This window comes from Micromonospora sp. PTRAS2, assembly GCF_054052245.1.
In genome coordinates this window covers 371,976-387,774 of sequence record NZ_JBSWBU010000005.1, presented here as the reverse complement: position 1 = coordinate 387,774, position 15,799 = coordinate 371,976, and the positions used below count along the sequence as shown (strand labels likewise).

The following is a 15,799-nucleotide window of genomic DNA, read 5'->3' as shown; positions in this document are numbered from 1 at the left end:
CCCGCGACGGGGCGGCCGGCCTCCCGCCGGTTCAACGCCCCGCCGCCGGGACAGGACACGTCGCGCCGTGCACGCCGTCAGCGCGGGGCGGCGGCGTGGTTGTCGGACGGGGCTGCGCCGGGGTTGTCGGAGAGGGCTGCGCCGTGGTTGTCGGCCGTGGCCGGGGCGTCCGGGCGGGCGGCGGGCTCGTCCGGGCCCACGAACGCCTCGCTGCGGGCCGCGCCGTCGTCGCTGCCGCCGAAGACCCGGGCGTCGTCGGGCACGTCCGCCTCGGCGCGGCGGCGCGCCGGGCGGCGGGGCTGCACCGCCTGCCAGGGCAGCGCGCCGGACGCGTCGCCGACCTCGGCACGCATCCGGGGCAGCGCGGTCGGGCGGTGGTCCCGCACCCAGCCGACCAGGTGCTCCCGCACCAGGCAGCGCAGGTCCCACAGGCTGCCGGCGTTCGCCGCGCTGACCAGCGCCCGCACCTTGATCAGGCCGCCCGTGGCGTCGGTGACCTGCAGGACGCAGACCCGGCCGTCCCACAGCTCGCTGCCCTCCACCAGCCGGCGCAGCTCCTCCCGCATCGCCTGCACGTTGATCGACCAGTCGACGTCGAACTCGGCGGTGCCCAGCACCGCCGCCTCCGTACGGGTCCAGTTCTGGAAGGGCTTGCTGGTGAAGTACGAGGTGGGCAGGATCAGCCGGCGGTCGTCCCAGATCTGCACGACGACGTAGCTGAGGGTCAGCTCCTCGATGCGGCCCCACTCCCCCTCGACGACCACCACGTCGTCGAGGCGCACCGCGTCGCTGAAGGCGAGCTGGAGGCCGGCGAAGACGTTGCCGAGCAGGCTCTGCGCGGCGAGCGCGGCCACCACACCGACCACGCCGGCGGAGGTCAGCACGCCGGCCCCGACGCCCCGGACGCTCGGGAAGGTCATCAGCATCACGCCGACGGCGAGGATCACGATCACCGCGATGGTCAGCCGGCGCAGCATCACCACCTGGGTACGCACGCGGCGGGCGTGCCGGTTGTCCGGCACGTCCACCCGGAACCGGGCCAGGGCGACGTCCTCGACCACCACCAGCAGCGAGGCGACCAGCCACGACAGGGTGGCGATGATGCCGAGCACCAGCGCGTGCAGCACCACCTGCCGCCACGGTGTGCCGACGGCGTAGCCGGTGGAGAACCGGACGGCGAACTGCACGGCGAGCACGGTCGCGGCGACCTGGAACGGGCGGTGCGCGTGGTCGGTCAGCTCGGTCATCAGCAACGAACGTCGGCCGAGCCGACGGGTCGTCCGGTGCACCACCTCGGCCAGGAAAAGGGCGATCGCCGCCGCGGCGAGCGCGGCGACGATCGTCATGAGGTAGCTCTGCACGGGTGTCTCTCCCCCTTCAGCGGGTCCCTTGATCCGGGCAAAGGCCCAATGGTGCCCGCTGTCCGCCGTGTCGGCCAAGCCGGGCCGAGACCGGCCGGGCCAGGACGATCACACCTTGCGGTACCGGGACTGGAGGAAGCAGTACACGCCGAAGCAGGCGATGCCGAGGGCGACCAGGGCGAGCAGGAACGGGCCGTACGACTGGTCGCGCAGGGTGCGCAGCGCGGCGTCGAGGCCACGGGCCTTCTCCGGGTCGTAGTTGACCGCGGCGACGACCACCAGCAGGCCGGCGATGCCGTACGCGACGCCCTTGGCGATGTAGCCGGCCATGCCGAGGCGCAGGGCCAGGGTCTGGGTGTGCGCGTCCATCTCGCCGGTCTTGAGGTGCTTGCGGAACTTCTTCTTCCAGCCGTAGATCACCAGGCCGACGCCGATCGCGGCGAGCACCAGCCCGGCCAGGCCGACCAGCAGCCGACCGCCAGTGGACTCCATCAGCTTGCCGGTGAGGGCCTCCTGCTGGTCGGCGCCGCTCGACCCGGCGTTGGAGAAGACCTTCCAGGCGGTCCAGGCGAAGTAGAGGTAGACGAGGGTGCGGGCGGCGGAGGCGATCCGCTCGAAGACCCGCTCCCGGCCGCGCTCGGCGCGGTGCCCGACGGCGGCCTCCAGCGCCTGCCAGATCGCCATGGCGAGCATGCCGACGGCGATCGCGACACAGAGGAACTTGCCCATCGGCTGCTCGGCCAGGGTGCTCAGCGCACCGGTCTGGTCGCCGTCCTTGCCGCCCGAGTCGCCGAAGGCGATCTGCAGGGCGAGCCAGGCGAACAGCAGGTGCACGACGCCGTAGCCGATGAAACCGGCCCGGGCGAGTAGTTCGAGCCACCGGCTGTTCGCGGCCTGCGAGGCGGTGGCTTCGGCGTTTCGGGTGAGTGACATGGCGCCTCAATCTCCGATTGCGGAGATCCCCAAACGTCGGCCGCCGCCCGCGCGGCACCCTGGCTAGCCGTTGGGGTTGCGCGAGACGCGGATCACGACCTGCTCGTTGGTGACGCTGTCCAGCGTGACGGCGAAGCCGCCGACCTCGGTGGCCTGCTGGCCCACGGTCAGCGACAGCTGCTCGCCGGCGACCTCGACGGTCACCTGGTCGCCCTGGGCGCCGACCAGCTTGGCCTCGACGCCGAGGATGGTGGCGCTGGCCTCGACGCCCCGGTCGAAGGTCACCGCGCAGGAGTCCAGGCCGCAGTCGGTGGAGGCACCCTCGGAGCTGCACCCGGCGAGCAGGGCGACGCCGAGTGCCAGGCCGGCCAGCAGGCCGGCGGCGCGGCGGGTGGGGGTGGACGGGGAGGTACCGCGTCGGTTCGTCACCCGATCAAGGGTACGAGACCCCCGCGACCCGCCCGACGTGCAAGGAAGGGCCCCTTGTTAACGCCTCCGGTAGAGAAGGGCACCCTTCTCACACCCCGCACCGGCGGCAGGCCGCCCGCCGACGGGCGCGGGCCGCCGGGAGCGGGCAGGGCTGACGACGCAGCAGCGGGCCGCCGACGGGCGCGGAGTGGGGGTGAATTGGACCGGGCGGCGGGTGGCGGGGGCAGAATGGCCGGGTGAGCTTCCTGGTCGAGGACAATCCCGCCCGCCACCGCTTCGAGATCCTGGTCGACGACGCGCTGGCCGGGTTCACCGCGTACCTGCCCCGGGGCGAGGTGCTGATCTTCACACACACCGAGGTCGACGCGAAGTTCCAGAACATGGGTGTCGGGGCGGCGCTGATGCGGGCCACCCTGGACCAGGTCCGCGAGCGCGGCGGCCGGGTGGTGCCGAGGTGCCCGTTCATGGCGGCCTTCATCGAGCGCCACCCCGAGTACGCGGACCTGGTCACCCCCGCCCCCTGACGGCCGCAACGGCACCTGACCCCGCCGCGCCCAGCCGAGGCCGGGCTCAGCCGAAGCAGAGCAGCAGGCACCGTCGAGCAGCAGCCGCACCCGAGCCGCAGACGCCGCCGGGCAACAGGCACCGCCGGACAGCAGACCCCGCCGGCAGGCAGGCACCACCGAAGCCCCTCCGGCAGAGGGTTCAGCCGACCACGGGCTCGGCCACGCCGGCCAGCGGCATCGCGGCGGCGAGTCCTGTGCCGGCCAGCAGTTCGGCGGCGGCCAGGGCACCGGCCCGGGTCGCGCCGTGGGTGGCGACGTGCACGGCGCCTGTGACGAGGGCCGGCACGCCCAGCTCGACCACCACCGCGTCCGGGCGGGCGACGAGGGCCCGGGCCACGGCGGCGCGCATCCAGTCGTGCCGGTGCAGGTCGCGGACGACCAGCACCAGCGGCCGGCCGGCGGCCCCGGCGACAGCACCGGCAAGAACTCCGCCGGCAGCACCGGCAAGAACTCCGCCGGCAGGACCGGCAAGAGCATCAGCAGCACCGGCAGGAGCACCGCCGACCGCCCCTGCGGGGACGTCACCGAGATCGTCCGCGCCGAGGCGGACCGCGGTGGTGCCCGGGAGCAGGGCGGCCAGCGGGGCGGCGATCCCCCACGGGGTCTCCGCGCCGATGGCGATGTTGCGGGGCGGCTCGAACTCGACCACGTGCGGGGCCCCGGCCAGCGGCAGGGCCCCGGCGGCGCTCGCCGTGACCCGTACGGCGCGGCGGGCGGCGGCCAGCCCGATCGGGGAGCCGCCGGGCGTGACGGTGGGGCGGGACGGGGCGTCGGCCCGGGCGGCCACCGTCCAGGCGGCGAGCTGGCCGACCCGCTTGGCCGCCTCGGCCAGCCGTTGTTCGGGCAGCTCGCCGGAGACGACGGCGGCGACGATCGCGTCGCGCAGCTCGCGGGCGGCGTCCTCGTCGGCGCGTTCACCGCCGACGCAGATCGCGTCCGCTCCGGCGGCGAGGGCGCGGACCGCCGCGCCGGCGAAGCCGTACCGGTCGGCGACCGCCCGCATCTCCACCGCGTCGGTGACGATCACGCCCGAGAAGCCCAGTTCCTCGCGGAGCAGGCCGCCGAGGATGCGGGGGCTGAGGGTGGCCGGCAGCCGCGGGTCGAGGGCCGGCACGAGGAGGTGGCCGGTCATCACCGCCTGCACCCCGGCCGCCACGGCGGCCCGGAACGGCACCAGTTCGGCGGCGTCGAGCTGTGCGCGGCTGCCGCCGATGCGGGGCAGGTCGTGGTGGGAGTCGACGCGGGTGTCGCCGTGGCCGGGGAAGTGCTTGGCGCAGGCGGCGACGCCGCCGGACTGGAGGCCGCGTACCCAGGCGGCGGTGTGCCGCGCGACGAGGTCCGGGTCGGCGCCGAAGGCGCGTACCCCGATCACGGGGTTGGCGGGGTTGGAGTTGACGTCGGCGTCCGGGGCGTAGTCGAGGGTGACCCCGACGGATGCCAGCTCGCGGCCCAGGTCGCGGGCGACCTCGGCGGTCAGCTGCGGGTCGTCGACGGCGCCGAGGGCGAAGTTGCCGGGCCGGGAGCTGCCCCGGCCGGACTCGATGCGGGTGACGTCGCCGGCCTCCTCGTCGATGGCGACGATCACGTCGGGGCGCTCGGCGCGCAGCGCGGCGGTGAGCGCGGCGACCTGGTCGAGGTCGACGATGTTGCGGGCGAAGAGCACCACCGAGCCGAGCCCGTCGCCGAGCCACCGCAGGACCCACGGCGGCGGGGTGGTGCCGACGAATCCGGGTTGCAGGACGGCGGCCGCCAGGCTCGCCAGGTTCCCCGTCGGTGCGCTGCTCATGCGGCTGCCGTACCCCCGTCTTGTGCCGTGTCGGACCGGCCGCTGGCCGCGGCGGTGCTGCCATGGTCACACCACCGCCGGCAAATAGTCAATAAACCTTACTGTTACTGTCTGGCGCGGTCCGGCCCTTCGTGGGAGAGTTCCCACATGCCTGTCCCGCCGCTCGCCGACGCCACCAGCGCGGCCGACGTGCCCGGCGTCCGCCTGCTCGGCCTGATCGTCGGCGGCCTCCTGCTGCTCGCCGCGATCCGGGCCATGTTCGGCCGGCGCTGACCCCACGTCCGCCGCCCGGCGGGCGGCACCGGCCCGCCACCACGGCCGCCGCCCCGCCGCGCCGGGTTCACCCCTTGGCCCATGGGGTACGGCTGTCGTCGTGCCGCCGGTGCGCCGCGCGCCGGGCACGGCGAGGGGGAACGATGAGGATCGGCTACTTCCTGTCCAGCGAGGAGCTGACCCCGGCGCAACTGCTGGAGCAGGCCCGGGGTGCCGAGCGGGCCGGCTTCGAGGCGCTGTGGATCTCCGACCACTACCATCCGTGGACGGACGCCCAGGGCCAGAGCCCGTTCGTCTGGTCGATGATCGGGGCGCTCAGCCAGGTCTGCTCGCTGCCGGTCACCACGGCCGTGACCTGCCCGACGGTGCGTATCCACCCGGCGGTGCTCGCCCAGGCGGCGGCGACCAGCGCCGTGCTGCACCAGGGGCGGTTCTTCCTCGGGGTGGGCTCCGGCGAGGCCCTCAACGAGCACATCTTCGGCGACGCCTGGCCGCAGGCCGACGTGCGCCTGGAGATGCTGGAGGAGGCCGTCGAGGTGATGCGCGAGCTGTGGCGGGGCGGGTTCGTCAACCACCACGGCCGGCATTACACCGTCGAGCACGCCCGCCTCTACACCCTGCCCGACGCTCCCCCTCCGGTCTATGTCTCCGGTTTCGGCCCGAAGGCCGTCGACCTGGCCGCCCGCATCGGCGACGGGTACGTCAGCACGTCGCCCGACGCCGACCTGGTCCGCCGGTTCCGCTCCGGCGGGGGCGGCGACAAGCCGTGCCAGGCCGGCTTCAAGGCGGCGTACGCCGACAGCGAGGACGCCGGCGCGGCGATCGCGTACGAGCGGTGGCCCAACGCCGGCGTGCCGGGCGAGCTGTCCCAGGTGCTGCCCTCGCCCCGGCACTTCGAGCAGGCCGGGCAGCTCGTGCGGCCGGAGATGATGAAGGAGTCGTTCGTGTGCGGCGACAGCGCCGACGCGCACCTGGAGATGATCGACCGGTACGCGCAGGCCGGCTTCGACGAGGTCTACGTGGCCAACACCGGCCCGCACCACGAGGGGCTGTTCGAGCTCTACCGCGCCTCCGTGCTCCCCCGGCTGCGCTGAACCGCCGCGGTCCGGGCGGTGTTAGGAAGGGTCCCCTGTGCAACAGAAAGCGTTAACAGGGGGCCCTTCCTTCCTCCCGCCGGGTTTCGGGGGTGATCGCTTCGGGTACCTCCGGCCCTCGATGAAGCTGTCCACGCACTCCATGACGTTGCGCCGCGCGGCGCGGAGCCTCTTCGGCTGGAAAGCGCTGCGGCCCAACCAGCTCGCCGCCATGCGCGCGGTGATGAAGCGACGCGACGCCCTGGTGGTGCTGCCCACCGGTGCCGGCAAGTCGGCGATCTACCAGATCCCGGCCAGCCTGATCCCCGGTCCGACCGTGGTGATCTCCCCACTGCTCGCCCTCCAGCAGGACCAGATCGCGGCCCTCAACGAGCGCCGCCGCCCCGAGCTGCGGGCGGTGCGGATCAGCTCGGACGAGACGCCCGCCCAGCAGGCGGAGGCGATCGAGGAGGTCCGCGCGGGCCGGGCCGAGTTCCTGTTCATCACGCCGGAGCAGTTGGCCAACCCCGACCGGATGGCCGAGGTCAGGTCGCTCAAGCCGGCGCTCGTGGCGATCGACGAGGCGCACTGCATCTCGGCCTGGGGGCACGACTTCCGCCCCGACTACCTGGCGCTGGGGCACCTCATCGAGGGCATCGGCCGGCCCCCGGTGGTCGCCCTGACCGCCACGGCCTCCCCGCCGGTACGCGACGACATCGTCGCCCGGCTGCGGCTGCGCGACGCCGAGGTGGTGGTGTCCGGGCTGGACCGGCCGAACCTGTTCCTGGAGGTCGCGCACTGCCCCACCGAGGACTACCGGTGGCGGCGGCTGCTCGCCCTGCTGCGCGAGGACAGGCGCCCCGGGATCATCTACGTGCCGACCCGGCGGGCGGCCGAGGAGCTGGCCGCCCGGCTCACCGACGCCGGCTTCCCGGCCGAGTTCTACCACGGCGGGATGCCCGCCGGGGCGCGCGGCGAGCTGCACGAGGCGTTCCTCGCCGACCGGGTGCCCATCATGGTGGCCACCTCGGCGTTCGGCATGGGCATCGACAAGCCGAACATCGCCTGGGTGGTGCACATGGCGCTGCCGGACTCGCCGGACAGCTACTTCCAGGAGATCGGCCGGGCCGGGCGCGACGGGGAGCCGGCCCGGGTGCTGCTGCTGTGGCAGGCCGAGGACGTCGGCCTGCAACGCTTCTTCAGCGGCGGCCTGCCGGACGCCACCGAGCTGCGTGACCTGGCGGCCCTGCTGCGGCGCAAGCCGGCCACCAAGAAGGAGCTGCGGGAGGCGACGGGCCTGGGGCCGCGCAAGCTGGGCCAGTATCTCGCCCTGCTGGAGCAGGTCGGCGCCGCCGAGCCGCGGTCGCGGCAGCGCATCGGCGCGCCCCGGTACTCGCCGACGCCGGTCGAGGCCGGCGACGCGGCGCGGGCCGAGGCGGAACGCCAGCAGACCGTCACCCGGTCGCGGACGGACATGATGCGCGCCTTCGCCGAGACGACCGGCTGCCGGGGGCAGGCGCTGCTGGCGTACTTCGGTGAGCAGATGACGCGGGTCTGCGGGCACTGCGACAACTGCCTCGCCGGCACCAGCGTCGCCGACGACGGCGCGAGCGGGCCGTTCCCGGTGCACAGCCAGGTGCGCCACCCCGAGTGGGGGCCCGGCATGGTGCTCAGCTACGAGGAGGACCGGATGACGGTGCTCTTCGAGGAGGTCGGGTACAAGACGCTGTCGGTGCGCGTGGTGTCCGAGCAGGGCCTGTTGACCCTCGACTAGCCTGAGCCGGGCCGACAGGCCACGGCACCGAGATGGACCCGTGCCACGGCACCGGGACGGACCACCGTGCCCACGGCACAGAGATGCAACGACGAGAGGAGCGCGGTCGTGATCGAGCAGCCGGCGTACACCGGGTTCGGTTTCTCCGACGAGGAGTGGGGGCTGCTGGTCGGCCTGCCGCAGTCGGTGCTGACCGCGGCGAGCGCCGCCGAGCACGACAGCGCCCGCCGCACGATGGCCGAGAACGCGGCCGGGTTGGAGAGCATCGCCACGGGCCGCGAGTCGGGCAGCCCGCTCGTGGCCGCCGTGGCGGGCGAGATCGTGTCCCGGGTGGGCGACCCGGAGGCCGGCGAGGAGCTGCCGGTGATCGCGCCGGCCGACCCGCGTGCGGTGATCGAGGACGTGCTGAACCGGGCGGCCTCGGCGGCCCGGCTGCTGGCCGAGAAGGTCGACGAGGGCGAGGCCGGCGCCTACAAGCACTGGCTCGTGGAGATCGCCGAGCACGTGGTGAGCGCGGCGTCCAGCGGCGGGATCCTGGGCCTCGGCGGCGACGTGGTGAGCGACTCCGAGCGGCGCTTCCGCGACCGGCTCTCCCAGGTGCTCAACGACTGAACTCCCACGGGTGCTCGATCGTCTGCTGTTTCCTGAGCCGACACGCCGTCGAAGGTCTCCGGCGACAGCAGACGATCGAGCGTCCTCCCGGGTCCTAGCGGCCGACCTTGTCCAGCTCGGCCAGGTCGTCGGCGGAGAGGGCGAGGCCGGCGCCCGCGACGTTCTCCCGCAGGTGCGCCACGGACGAGGTGCCGGGGATCAGCAGGATGTTCGGTGACCGCCGCAGCAGCCAGGCCAGGGCCACCGACATGGGTGCCGCCTCCAGCCGGGCGGCCACGGCCGCGAGCGCCGAGGACTGCAGCGGGGTGAAGCCCCCGAGCGGGAAGAACGGCACGTAGGCGACGCCCTGCTCGGCGAGCGCGTCGATCAGGGCGTCATCCTGGCGGTGCGCGAGGTTGTACATGTTCTGCACGCACACGATCGGCGCGATCGCACTCGCTTCGGCGACCTGCTCCGGCGTCGCGTTGCTCAGCCCGAGGTGCCGGATCAGGCCCTGCTGCTGGAGCTCGACGAGCGTCTCGAACGCCTCGGCGACCGGGCCGGGCTGGGGGCCCTCGGCGTCGCCGAGCCGCAGGTTGACCAGGTCGAGCACGTCGAGCCCGAGGTTGTCGAGGTTCTCGTGCACGGACCGACGCAGGCTCTCTGGGTCCCGGGCCGGCGGCCAGCCGCCCCGCTGGTCGCGGTTCGCGCCGACCTTGGTCACGATGTGCAGCGAGTCGGGGTACGGGTGCAGCGCCTCGCGGATCAGCCGGTTGGTGACGTGCGGCCCGTACGCGTCGGAGGTGTCGATGTGGGTGATGCCGAGGGCGACTGCCTCCCGGAGGACGGCGAGCGCGCCGTGGTGGTCGGCCGGCGGACCCATGACCCAGGGCCCGGCGAGTTGCATGGCGCCGTAGCCGAACCGGGTGACGGTCAGGTCCCCCAGCGTCCAGGTGCCGCCGGGAAGGGAAGGGGAGGTCACTGCTGCACCTCTGCTTTCGGGTTTCGGATGTCGGTGCTGGGCACCGTGGATGCCGACTCCACTCTGATCGGGTAACTTCCTGTCCGGAAGTAGGCACCTGGAAGTGTGTAACGCACCAGCGGTGGAAGGGGCGGCCCGATGGCGACGACGACGGCGGAGCAGAAGAGGGCGCGGGCGAAGGCCGAGTATGACGCGTTCGTGGCGCAGTGTCCGAGTCGCCAACTGCTCGACCGCATCGCGGACAAGTGGGTCACCCTGGTGCTGGCCGCGCTGGGCAGCGACGGCTCGCACCGGTTCGGCGCCGACTGCGGCGGCGAGCCCCGGCCGCTGCGCTATTCGGAGCTGTCGCGCCTGCTGGCCGGCGTCAGCCAGAAGATGCTGACCCAGACGCTGCGCTCCCTCGAACGCGACGGCCTGGTCACCCGGACCGTGACGCCGACCGTGCCCGTCACGGTCACCTACGAGCTGACCGCGCTCGGCCACTCCCTGCACCAGACGCTGCGCGGCGTGAAGGGGTGGGCCGAGGCCCACATGGACGACGTGCTGGCCAACCGCGCGACGTACGACACCCGTCCCGCCTGAGGCCGGTTCCCGGCGGCGCCGCGCCACCCGGCGGCACCCCTCACCGGCGCAAGCGTCGACAATGGAGGAAGGCGACGACGGGGAGGCCGGTGATGGGTGGGCTGCGCACCGAAAGGCTGGACACGACCGTGCTGCCGGCGGCGGAGCGCTGGCCCTTCTTCACGGAGCTCGCCTCCCGCGCCTCGGCCCCGATGGCCATGGACAGCGAGCACACGGCGGACTTCCGGGCCGACGTCGACATCCTGACGCTGGGCGAGGTCGAGCTGTGCCGGTTCCACTACCAGTCCCTGATCGGCCTGCGCACCCCGCGCCTGATCCGGCAGGCCGACCCGGAGGTCTTCCAGATCGCCCTCACCCTCGCCGGCAACAGCGCCATCGACTCCGGCCGGGCCACGAACGCGATCCCGATCGGCGACCTCACCCTGGTCGACTGGGCGCGCCCCCACCGGATCGTGCACTCCGGCCACGACGCCGAGCGGGCCCAGGCCAGCGCCGTCACCGCGCTGGTGCCCCGCGCCCGCCTGCCGCTGCACCCCGACAAGGTGGGCGGGCTGACCGCCGCGCGGATGTCGGGCACGGAGGGCCCCGGGGCGCTGCTGGCCCAGCACCTGCTCCAGATCACCCGGCACCCGGAGCAGTTCCGGGCCGCCGACGCGCCCCACCTCGCCGACGTCACCCTCACCCTGATCACCATGCTGCTCGCCCGGCACCTCGACGCCGAGCCTCGGCTCCCGGCCGAGATGCGCCAGCAGGCGCTGCTCACCCAGGTCCACGACTTCATCGAGCGCCACCTCGGCGACCCCGACCTGTCGCCCCGGGCCGTCGCCGACGCCCATCACGTCGCCCTGCGCACCCTGCACCGCCTCTTCGCCGACGAGGAGGAGTCCGTCGGCGGGGCCATCCGCCGCCGGCGGCTGGAACGCTGCCGGCGGGACCTGGCCGACCCGCTGCTGCGCGACCGGCCCGTCCAGGCCATCGCCGCCCGCTGGGGCTTCCGCGACAAGGCGCACTTCAGCCGCGCCTTCCGCGCCGCGTACGGCCTCAGCCCCCGGGCCTGGCGGGAGAGCACCCGGCCGGGGCCCGGCTGACGCCGGGCGCGGCGATCGGGGGCCGCAGGGCCGGCCGTGCGACGGCACGGATCGTCAACCACCTGACACCCAAGGTCAACTCTCCGGCCGACCCCTCCCAGATACTGGTTACGGGCCGGGCTCGGGGCAACCCCGTGGCGGCCCGCACGTAACGGGGGCCGTGGCGAGGCGCCCGCGACACGACGGTCGCGGGCGGCCGCCCGGTGCCGCCGGGACCGGCGGCGGGGCCCTCAGGCGTCCGCCAGCAGCTCCAGCACCCGCAGCTCCGCCTCCGCGCGGGGCGTCCCCGGCCCCACCGGGGCGACCACGCCGTCGTGGAACAGGTCCACCACCCGGGGGTCCACGTACGAGGTGCGGGCGACGGTCGCCGTGTTGCCCAGCAGTTCCGCGACCTGCCGCATCACCGTCGCCACCGCCCGGCGGCGGGCCGTCACGGAGCGGGCCGGCGCGTGGCCGGCCAGTTCGGTGGCCGCCAGGACGGTGGCGTGCCAGGTGCGGAAGTCCTTCGCGGTCATCTCGCCGCCGCTGGCGTCGCGCAGGTACTCGTTGACCTCGTCGCTGCGCACGTCCCGCCAGCCCCGGCCGTCCCAGTAGCCGAACAGCCGCTCGGCGGCGCGCCGCCGGCGACGCAGGTTGCTCAGCACCCGGCACAGCTGCGGGTCCTCGATGCGCCGCACCTGTTCGACGCCGCCCTTGGCGGGGAACGCGAAGACCACGCAGCCGCCCCGGCTGCGCGCGTGCTCGGGGCGCAGCGTGGCCACGCCGAAGGTGGCGTCGTCGCCGACGGCGTACTGGTCGCTGCCGACGCGGAACGTGCCCATGTCGAGCAGCCGGGCGACCGTGGCCAGCACCCGGTCCCGGTTCAGCCCCCGGCCGGACAGGTCGTGGCCCACCCGCTCGCGCAGCACGGGGAGGCGCTGGGCGACCTCCAGCACGTGGTCGAACTTCGCCTCGTCGCGCTGCTGCCGCCACCGGGCGTGGTAGAGGTACTGCCTGCGCCCGGCCGCGTCGACGCCGATGGCCTGGATGTGCCCGTTCGGATACGGCGAGATCCACACGTCCCGCCAGGCGGGCGGGATCACCAGGTCCCGCAGCCGGGCCAGCTCGCCGGGGTCGCGGACCGGGTCGCCGGCCGGGTCGAGGAAGAGCCAGCCCCGGCCGCGCCGCCGGCGACCGTAGCCGGGCCTGCCCGGGTCGCTACGCCGTAACCGCACCGGCAACTCGCACCGCCTGTTCCGCCTCCGCCACGGCGGCCAGCACCTCGCCGACGCCGATCGCCGCCAACACCGGATCGGTACCTACCCCGGCAGATGCGGACCAATCCCCCTCCGGCCCGCCGGGCCCCTGCTCCCCCGCCCACAGCGCCCGGTGCCACGGCCGCTCCGGCGGCGGCCCCCACCCGGTCGGCGGGACCGGGCCGAAGAGGACCACCGACGGGGTGCCGTAGCCGGTGGCGAGGTGGGCGACGCCGGTGTCGCCGCTGACCACGAGGCGGGCGTGCGCCACCAGGGCGGCCAGCCCGCCGAGGTCCGTGCGGCCGGCGAGCACCGCCTCCGGCGCGAGCCCCGCCCGACGGGCCACCCGCCCGGCCAGCGCCCGCTCGTCGGCCGACCCGGTGACCACGACCCGGTGGCCGCGCCCGGCCAACGCGCGGGCCACCGCCGCGAAGCGCCCGGCGGGCCAGCGCTTCGCCGGGATCTTGCTGCCCGGATGCACGACGCTCACCCCGGCCGGGGTCGGGCCGGCGGGCGGGCGGCGCAGGGCGAGGTCGGTGCGGTCGGCGGGGATGCCGTACCAGTGCAGCAGGCGGCACCAGCGGTCGACCTCGTGTTCGCCGGGTCGCCAGTCGGGGCCGTCGGCGTGCCCGGCGTCGGGGTTGGCGAAGGCGAGCAGCCGCCGCGGCCGGGTGGCGGCGAGCAGCCGGTGCGACTGCGGGCCGCGCCCGTGCAGGTTGACGGCCAGGTCCGGGGGCGGGTCGGGCCGGTCGAGGGGGGCCAGCCCGGTCGCCGGCACGAGCCGGTCGACGCCGCCGACGAGGTCGACGAGGGGGGCCAGCCAGGCCGGGGCGGCCAGGGCGAGTTCCCGGTCGGGGTGGGCGGCGCGCAGCGCGCGCAGCGCGGGCACGGCGGTGGCGAGGTCGCCGACGCCGAGGGCACGCAGGGCGAGGATCACGGGTACGACGATTCCCGCTCGGCACAGACGACCAGTTCGCGCACGGCGCTGCCGGGCGGCTGGGAGAGGGCGAACATGACGGCGGCGGCCGTGTCGGCGGGGTCGTTGAGGCTGGCGTCGGGGCCGGGCCGGTACTGGGCGTCGCGTTCGTCGAAGAACGCGGTGCGCATGCCGCCGGGGACGAGCAGGGTGACGCCGACGGAGCCGGCGAGTTCGGCGGCGAGGGCGCGGGTGAAGCCGACGACGCCGAACTTCGCGGCGCAGTACGCGGTGGCGTCGCTGACGGCCTTGACGCCGAGGGTGGAGGCGACGGTGACCACGTTGCCCCGGGCCGCCTCCAGCCAGGGCAGGGCGGCCCGGATGACGGCGGCGGTGGCGAGCAGGTCGACGGTCACGATGCGCTCCCAGGTGTCGCCGGGAACGTCGGCGAGCCGGCCGGGCACGTCGATCCCCGCGGCGGTGACGACGGCGTCGAGGCCGCCGGAGCGTTCGGCGAGGTGCCGGGTGGCGGCCTCGGCGGCGCGGGTGTCGGCGAGGTCGCACTCGACCCAGGGCACCCCGTCGGCAGGTGCGTGCCGGTCCAGCACCACCGGCCGGCCGCCGGCCTTCGCCACGGCGGCCACCACGGCCGCCCCCAACCCGCTGGACCCGCCCGTGACCAGTACGGTCGGCCCGGCTCCCGGTGCGCTCGCGCTCATCGTGCCCCCCTGATCGTCGTGTCGTCCACGTCGACGCCCACCCGCAGGCCCGGCGCCCGGGGCCCGCTCGTCCCGCCGGTGGCGCGGGCGGCGGCGATCATGTCGGTGGTCGAGCGCCCGTCGAGGTACGGCACGACCACCGTGTGCCCGCCCCAGCGGCGCAGCACCTCCGCCTCGGGCAGCGCCGGCTCGCCGCCGCCGGCGTAGTCGCCGCCCTTGACCCACACGTCGGGGCGCAGCCAGGTCAGCGCCGCCTCCGGGGTGGGCTCGTCGAAGACCAGCACCGCGTCGACGCAGCCCAGCGCCGCCAGCAGCCGGCTGCGGTCGCCCTGCGGCACCACCGGCCGGTCCGGGCCCTTCAGCCCGGCCACGCTCGCGTCGGAGTTGACGCAGACGACGAGGCAGTCGCCGAGCTGCCGGGCCGCCTCCAGGGTGGCCACGTGCCCGGCGTGCAGCAGGTCGAAGCAGCCGCCGGTGGCCACCACGGTCCCGCCGGCCGCGCGTACCCCGGCGACGACCTCGGCAGCGGCGGCGACCCCGATCCGGGGCCCGCCGGGGCGCGACGGCGGCGCGGCGGCGGCCCGGACCGGTGCCGGCAGGGCGGCGGCCACTCCGCCCGCGGCGACGTACCCCGACGCCTCGGTGACGGCCGCCTGCACCGCCTCGGAGACCAGCGCGCCCCGGGACAGGGCGATGGCGGCGGTCGCGGCGAACCGGTCGCCCGCGCCGCAGGTGTCCCCCTCGGCGCTGGCCGGCGCGGGCACCACCAGCGGCGTGGAGCCGGCGTGGCAGAGCAGCGCCCCGTCGCCGCCCAGGGTCACGGTGACCGCGCCGGCCCGCCAGCGCCGGCGCAGCTCCTGCGCGCCCCGCGACGCGGTGGCCAGCCGGGACCCGCCCGGCGCGGCCTTCACCAGCTCGCGCACCTCGGACTCGTTCGGGGTGGCCAGGTGCACGCCCGGCACGGCGGCCGGGCCGCGCGGGTGCGGGTCCCACACCACCGGCGCCCGGGTGCCCGCGAGCGCCGCCCGCAGGGCCGGCTGGCGGGCCATCCCCCGGCCGTAGTCGCTGACCAGCACGGCGGACGCGGCGGCCAGCAGCCGCAGCACGGCCTCGCTCGGCTCCCCGGGCTCCCCCGCCGCCCCGCCCCGGTCGTGGCGCAGGAGCACCCGGCCCCGGGCGTGCAGCCGGATCTTCTCGCAGGTGGTGCCGCGCAGTGGCAGCGCGTACACCTGCACTCCCGCAGCGGCGAGCAGCTCGGCCAGGCGCGCCCCGCCCGCGTCGTCGGCGAGGGCGGTCACCAGCGCGACCTCGGCGCCCTGCGCCGCCGCGAAGACCGCCGCGAGCCCGGCCCCGCCGGGCCGGTCGACGGCCGTGGACTCGTCGAGGACCGGCACCGGCGAGTCCGGGCACAGCCGGTTCACCACCCCCTCGACGTCCCGGTCGAGCAGGAGGTCACCGACCACCACCACGGGTCCCGTCATCAGCTCGCCT

14 protein-coding genes and 3 pseudogenes are annotated in these 15,799 nt (G+C 75.3%); 7 read left to right on the top strand and 10 right to left on the bottom strand.

The features are described 5' to 3' along the window. Positions 1 to 179 precede the first annotated feature (179 nt). From ACVMYR_RS19570 to ACVMYR_RS19560, 3 genes and pseudogenes are all read right to left on the bottom strand, one after another. Positions 180 to 1,361: pseudogene (locus tag ACVMYR_RS19570) on the bottom strand (mechanosensitive ion channel family protein); the annotation flags it as partial. A gap of 108 nt (positions 1,362 to 1,469) precedes the next feature. Continuing rightward, complete coding sequence (locus tag ACVMYR_RS19565; RefSeq protein ID WP_457122369.1) at positions 1,470 to 2,294, bottom strand: DUF1206 domain-containing protein; 825 nt, start codon at positions 2,292 to 2,294, stop codon at positions 1,470 to 1,472. Positions 2,295 to 2,357: 63 nt separating this feature from the next. Beyond that, a complete protein-coding gene (locus ACVMYR_RS19560; RefSeq protein WP_077937230.1) occupies positions 2,358 to 2,723 on the bottom strand; it encodes a hypothetical protein in 366 nt (121 codons plus the stop codon). Positions 2,724 to 2,959: 236 nt separating this feature from the next. Between ACVMYR_RS19560 and ACVMYR_RS19555 the strand changes: the two genes are divergently transcribed. Next, a complete protein-coding gene (locus ACVMYR_RS19555; protein WP_043962894.1) occupies positions 2,960 to 3,247 on the top strand; it encodes a GNAT family N-acetyltransferase in 288 nt (95 codons plus the stop codon). A gap of 181 nt (positions 3,248 to 3,428) precedes the next feature. Here ACVMYR_RS19555 and ACVMYR_RS19550 read toward each other — a convergent pair. Both ACVMYR_RS19550 and ACVMYR_RS19545 read right to left on the bottom strand, forming a co-directional pair. After that, a pseudogene (locus ACVMYR_RS19550) lies at positions 3,429 to 3,701 on the bottom strand (hypothetical protein); the annotation flags it as partial. A gap of 102 nt (positions 3,702 to 3,803) precedes the next feature. After that, positions 3,804 to 5,075, bottom strand: a pseudogene (locus ACVMYR_RS19545) (glycoside hydrolase family 3 protein); the annotation flags it as partial. Positions 5,076 to 5,222: 147 nt separating this feature from the next. Here ACVMYR_RS19545 and ACVMYR_RS19540 point away from each other — a divergent pair. From ACVMYR_RS19540 to ACVMYR_RS19525, 4 genes are all read left to right on the top strand, one after another. Continuing rightward, positions 5,223 to 5,348, top strand: a complete 126-nt coding sequence (locus tag ACVMYR_RS19540) for a hypothetical protein (RefSeq protein WP_255378728.1) — start codon at positions 5,223 to 5,225, stop codon at positions 5,346 to 5,348. 143 nt (positions 5,349 to 5,491) lie between these two features. Further along, positions 5,492 to 6,442, top strand: coding sequence for a TIGR03557 family F420-dependent LLM class oxidoreductase (locus ACVMYR_RS19535; protein WP_457122368.1), 951 nt, complete (start codon positions 5,492 to 5,494; stop codon positions 6,440 to 6,442). Positions 6,443 to 6,563: 121 nt separating this feature from the next. After that, positions 6,564 to 8,195, top strand: a complete 1,632-nt coding sequence (locus ACVMYR_RS19530; RefSeq protein WP_077937228.1) for a RecQ family ATP-dependent DNA helicase — start codon at positions 6,564 to 6,566, stop codon at positions 8,193 to 8,195. Positions 8,196 to 8,303: 108 nt separating this feature from the next. Continuing rightward, the gene (locus ACVMYR_RS19525; RefSeq protein WP_043962890.1) at positions 8,304 to 8,807 is read left to right on the top strand and encodes a hypothetical protein; all 504 of its coding nucleotides are present in this window, start codon (positions 8,304 to 8,306) and stop codon (positions 8,805 to 8,807) included. A gap of 94 nt (positions 8,808 to 8,901) precedes the next feature. Here the strand turns inward: ACVMYR_RS19525 and ACVMYR_RS19520 are convergent, their stop codons facing one another. After that, positions 8,902 to 9,768 (bottom strand): aldo/keto reductase family oxidoreductase, encoded by an 867-nt coding sequence (locus tag ACVMYR_RS19520; protein ID WP_457122367.1) that lies wholly within the window; start codon positions 9,766 to 9,768, stop codon positions 8,902 to 8,904. A 138-nt stretch (positions 9,769 to 9,906) separates the two neighbouring features. On the opposite strand from ACVMYR_RS19520, the gene ACVMYR_RS19515 reads away from it, so the two are divergent. Further along, positions 9,907 to 10,350, top strand: a complete 444-nt coding sequence (locus ACVMYR_RS19515) for a winged helix-turn-helix transcriptional regulator (RefSeq protein WP_077937226.1) — start codon at positions 9,907 to 9,909, stop codon at positions 10,348 to 10,350. 92 nt (positions 10,351 to 10,442) lie between these two features. Continuing rightward, positions 10,443 to 11,438, top strand: coding sequence for a helix-turn-helix domain-containing protein (locus ACVMYR_RS19510; protein ID WP_077937225.1), 996 nt, complete (start codon positions 10,443 to 10,445; stop codon positions 11,436 to 11,438). Between the two features lie 230 nt (positions 11,439 to 11,668). Here ACVMYR_RS19510 and ACVMYR_RS19505 read toward each other — a convergent pair whose 3' ends face one another. Genes ACVMYR_RS19505 through ACVMYR_RS19490 form a run of 4 tightly spaced genes read right to left on the bottom strand, consistent with a single transcriptional unit; the run spans position 11,669 to position 15,789 of the window. After that, the gene (locus ACVMYR_RS19505; protein ID WP_457122366.1) at positions 11,669 to 12,652 is read right to left on the bottom strand and encodes a DNA topoisomerase IB; all 984 of its coding nucleotides are present in this window, start codon (positions 12,650 to 12,652) and stop codon (positions 11,669 to 11,671) included. Next, positions 12,636 to 13,610, bottom strand: coding sequence for a glycosyltransferase family 9 protein (locus tag ACVMYR_RS19500; protein WP_431897376.1), 975 nt, complete (start codon positions 13,608 to 13,610; stop codon positions 12,636 to 12,638). Before ACVMYR_RS19500 ends, ACVMYR_RS19505 begins: the two co-directional genes overlap by 17 nt. Continuing rightward, positions 13,607 to 14,308 (bottom strand): SDR family oxidoreductase, encoded by a 702-nt coding sequence (locus tag ACVMYR_RS19495; protein WP_077937221.1) that lies wholly within the window; start codon positions 14,306 to 14,308, stop codon positions 13,607 to 13,609. Before ACVMYR_RS19495 ends, ACVMYR_RS19500 begins: the two co-directional genes overlap by 4 nt. After that, positions 14,305 to 15,789: a PfkB family carbohydrate kinase gene (locus tag ACVMYR_RS19490; RefSeq protein ID WP_457122365.1), complete on the bottom strand. Its 1,485-nt coding sequence runs from the start codon at positions 15,787 to 15,789 to the stop codon at positions 14,305 to 14,307. Before ACVMYR_RS19490 ends, ACVMYR_RS19495 begins: the two co-directional genes overlap by 4 nt. Positions 15,790 to 15,799 lie beyond the last annotated feature (10 nt).

What these genes read in the sequence shown, in the direction of transcription:
- ACVMYR_RS19565 (WP_457122369.1), bottom strand. Translation starts at nt 2,294, where the DNA reads ATGTCACTCACCCGAAACGCCGAAGCCACCGCCTCGCAGGCCGCGAAC.
- ACVMYR_RS19540 (WP_255378728.1), top strand. Translation starts at nt 5,223, where the DNA reads ATGCCTGTCCCGCCGCTCGCCGACGCCACCAGCGCGGCCGACGTGCCC.
- ACVMYR_RS19535 (WP_457122368.1), top strand. Translation starts at nt 5,492, where the DNA reads ATGAGGATCGGCTACTTCCTGTCCAGCGAGGAGCTGACCCCGGCGCAA.
- ACVMYR_RS19530 (WP_077937228.1), top strand. Translation starts at nt 6,564, where the DNA reads ATGAAGCTGTCCACGCACTCCATGACGTTGCGCCGCGCGGCGCGGAGC.
- ACVMYR_RS19515 (WP_077937226.1), top strand. Translation starts at nt 9,907, where the DNA reads ATGGCGACGACGACGGCGGAGCAGAAGAGGGCGCGGGCGAAGGCCGAG.
- ACVMYR_RS19510 (WP_077937225.1), top strand. Translation starts at nt 10,443, where the DNA reads ATGGGTGGGCTGCGCACCGAAAGGCTGGACACGACCGTGCTGCCGGCG.
- ACVMYR_RS19495 (WP_077937221.1), bottom strand. Translation starts at nt 14,308, where the DNA reads ATGAGCGCGAGCGCACCGGGAGCCGGGCCGACCGTACTGGTCACGGGC.
- ACVMYR_RS19490 (WP_457122365.1), bottom strand. Translation starts at nt 15,789, where the DNA reads ATGACGGGACCCGTGGTGGTGGTCGGTGACCTCCTGCTCGACCGGGAC.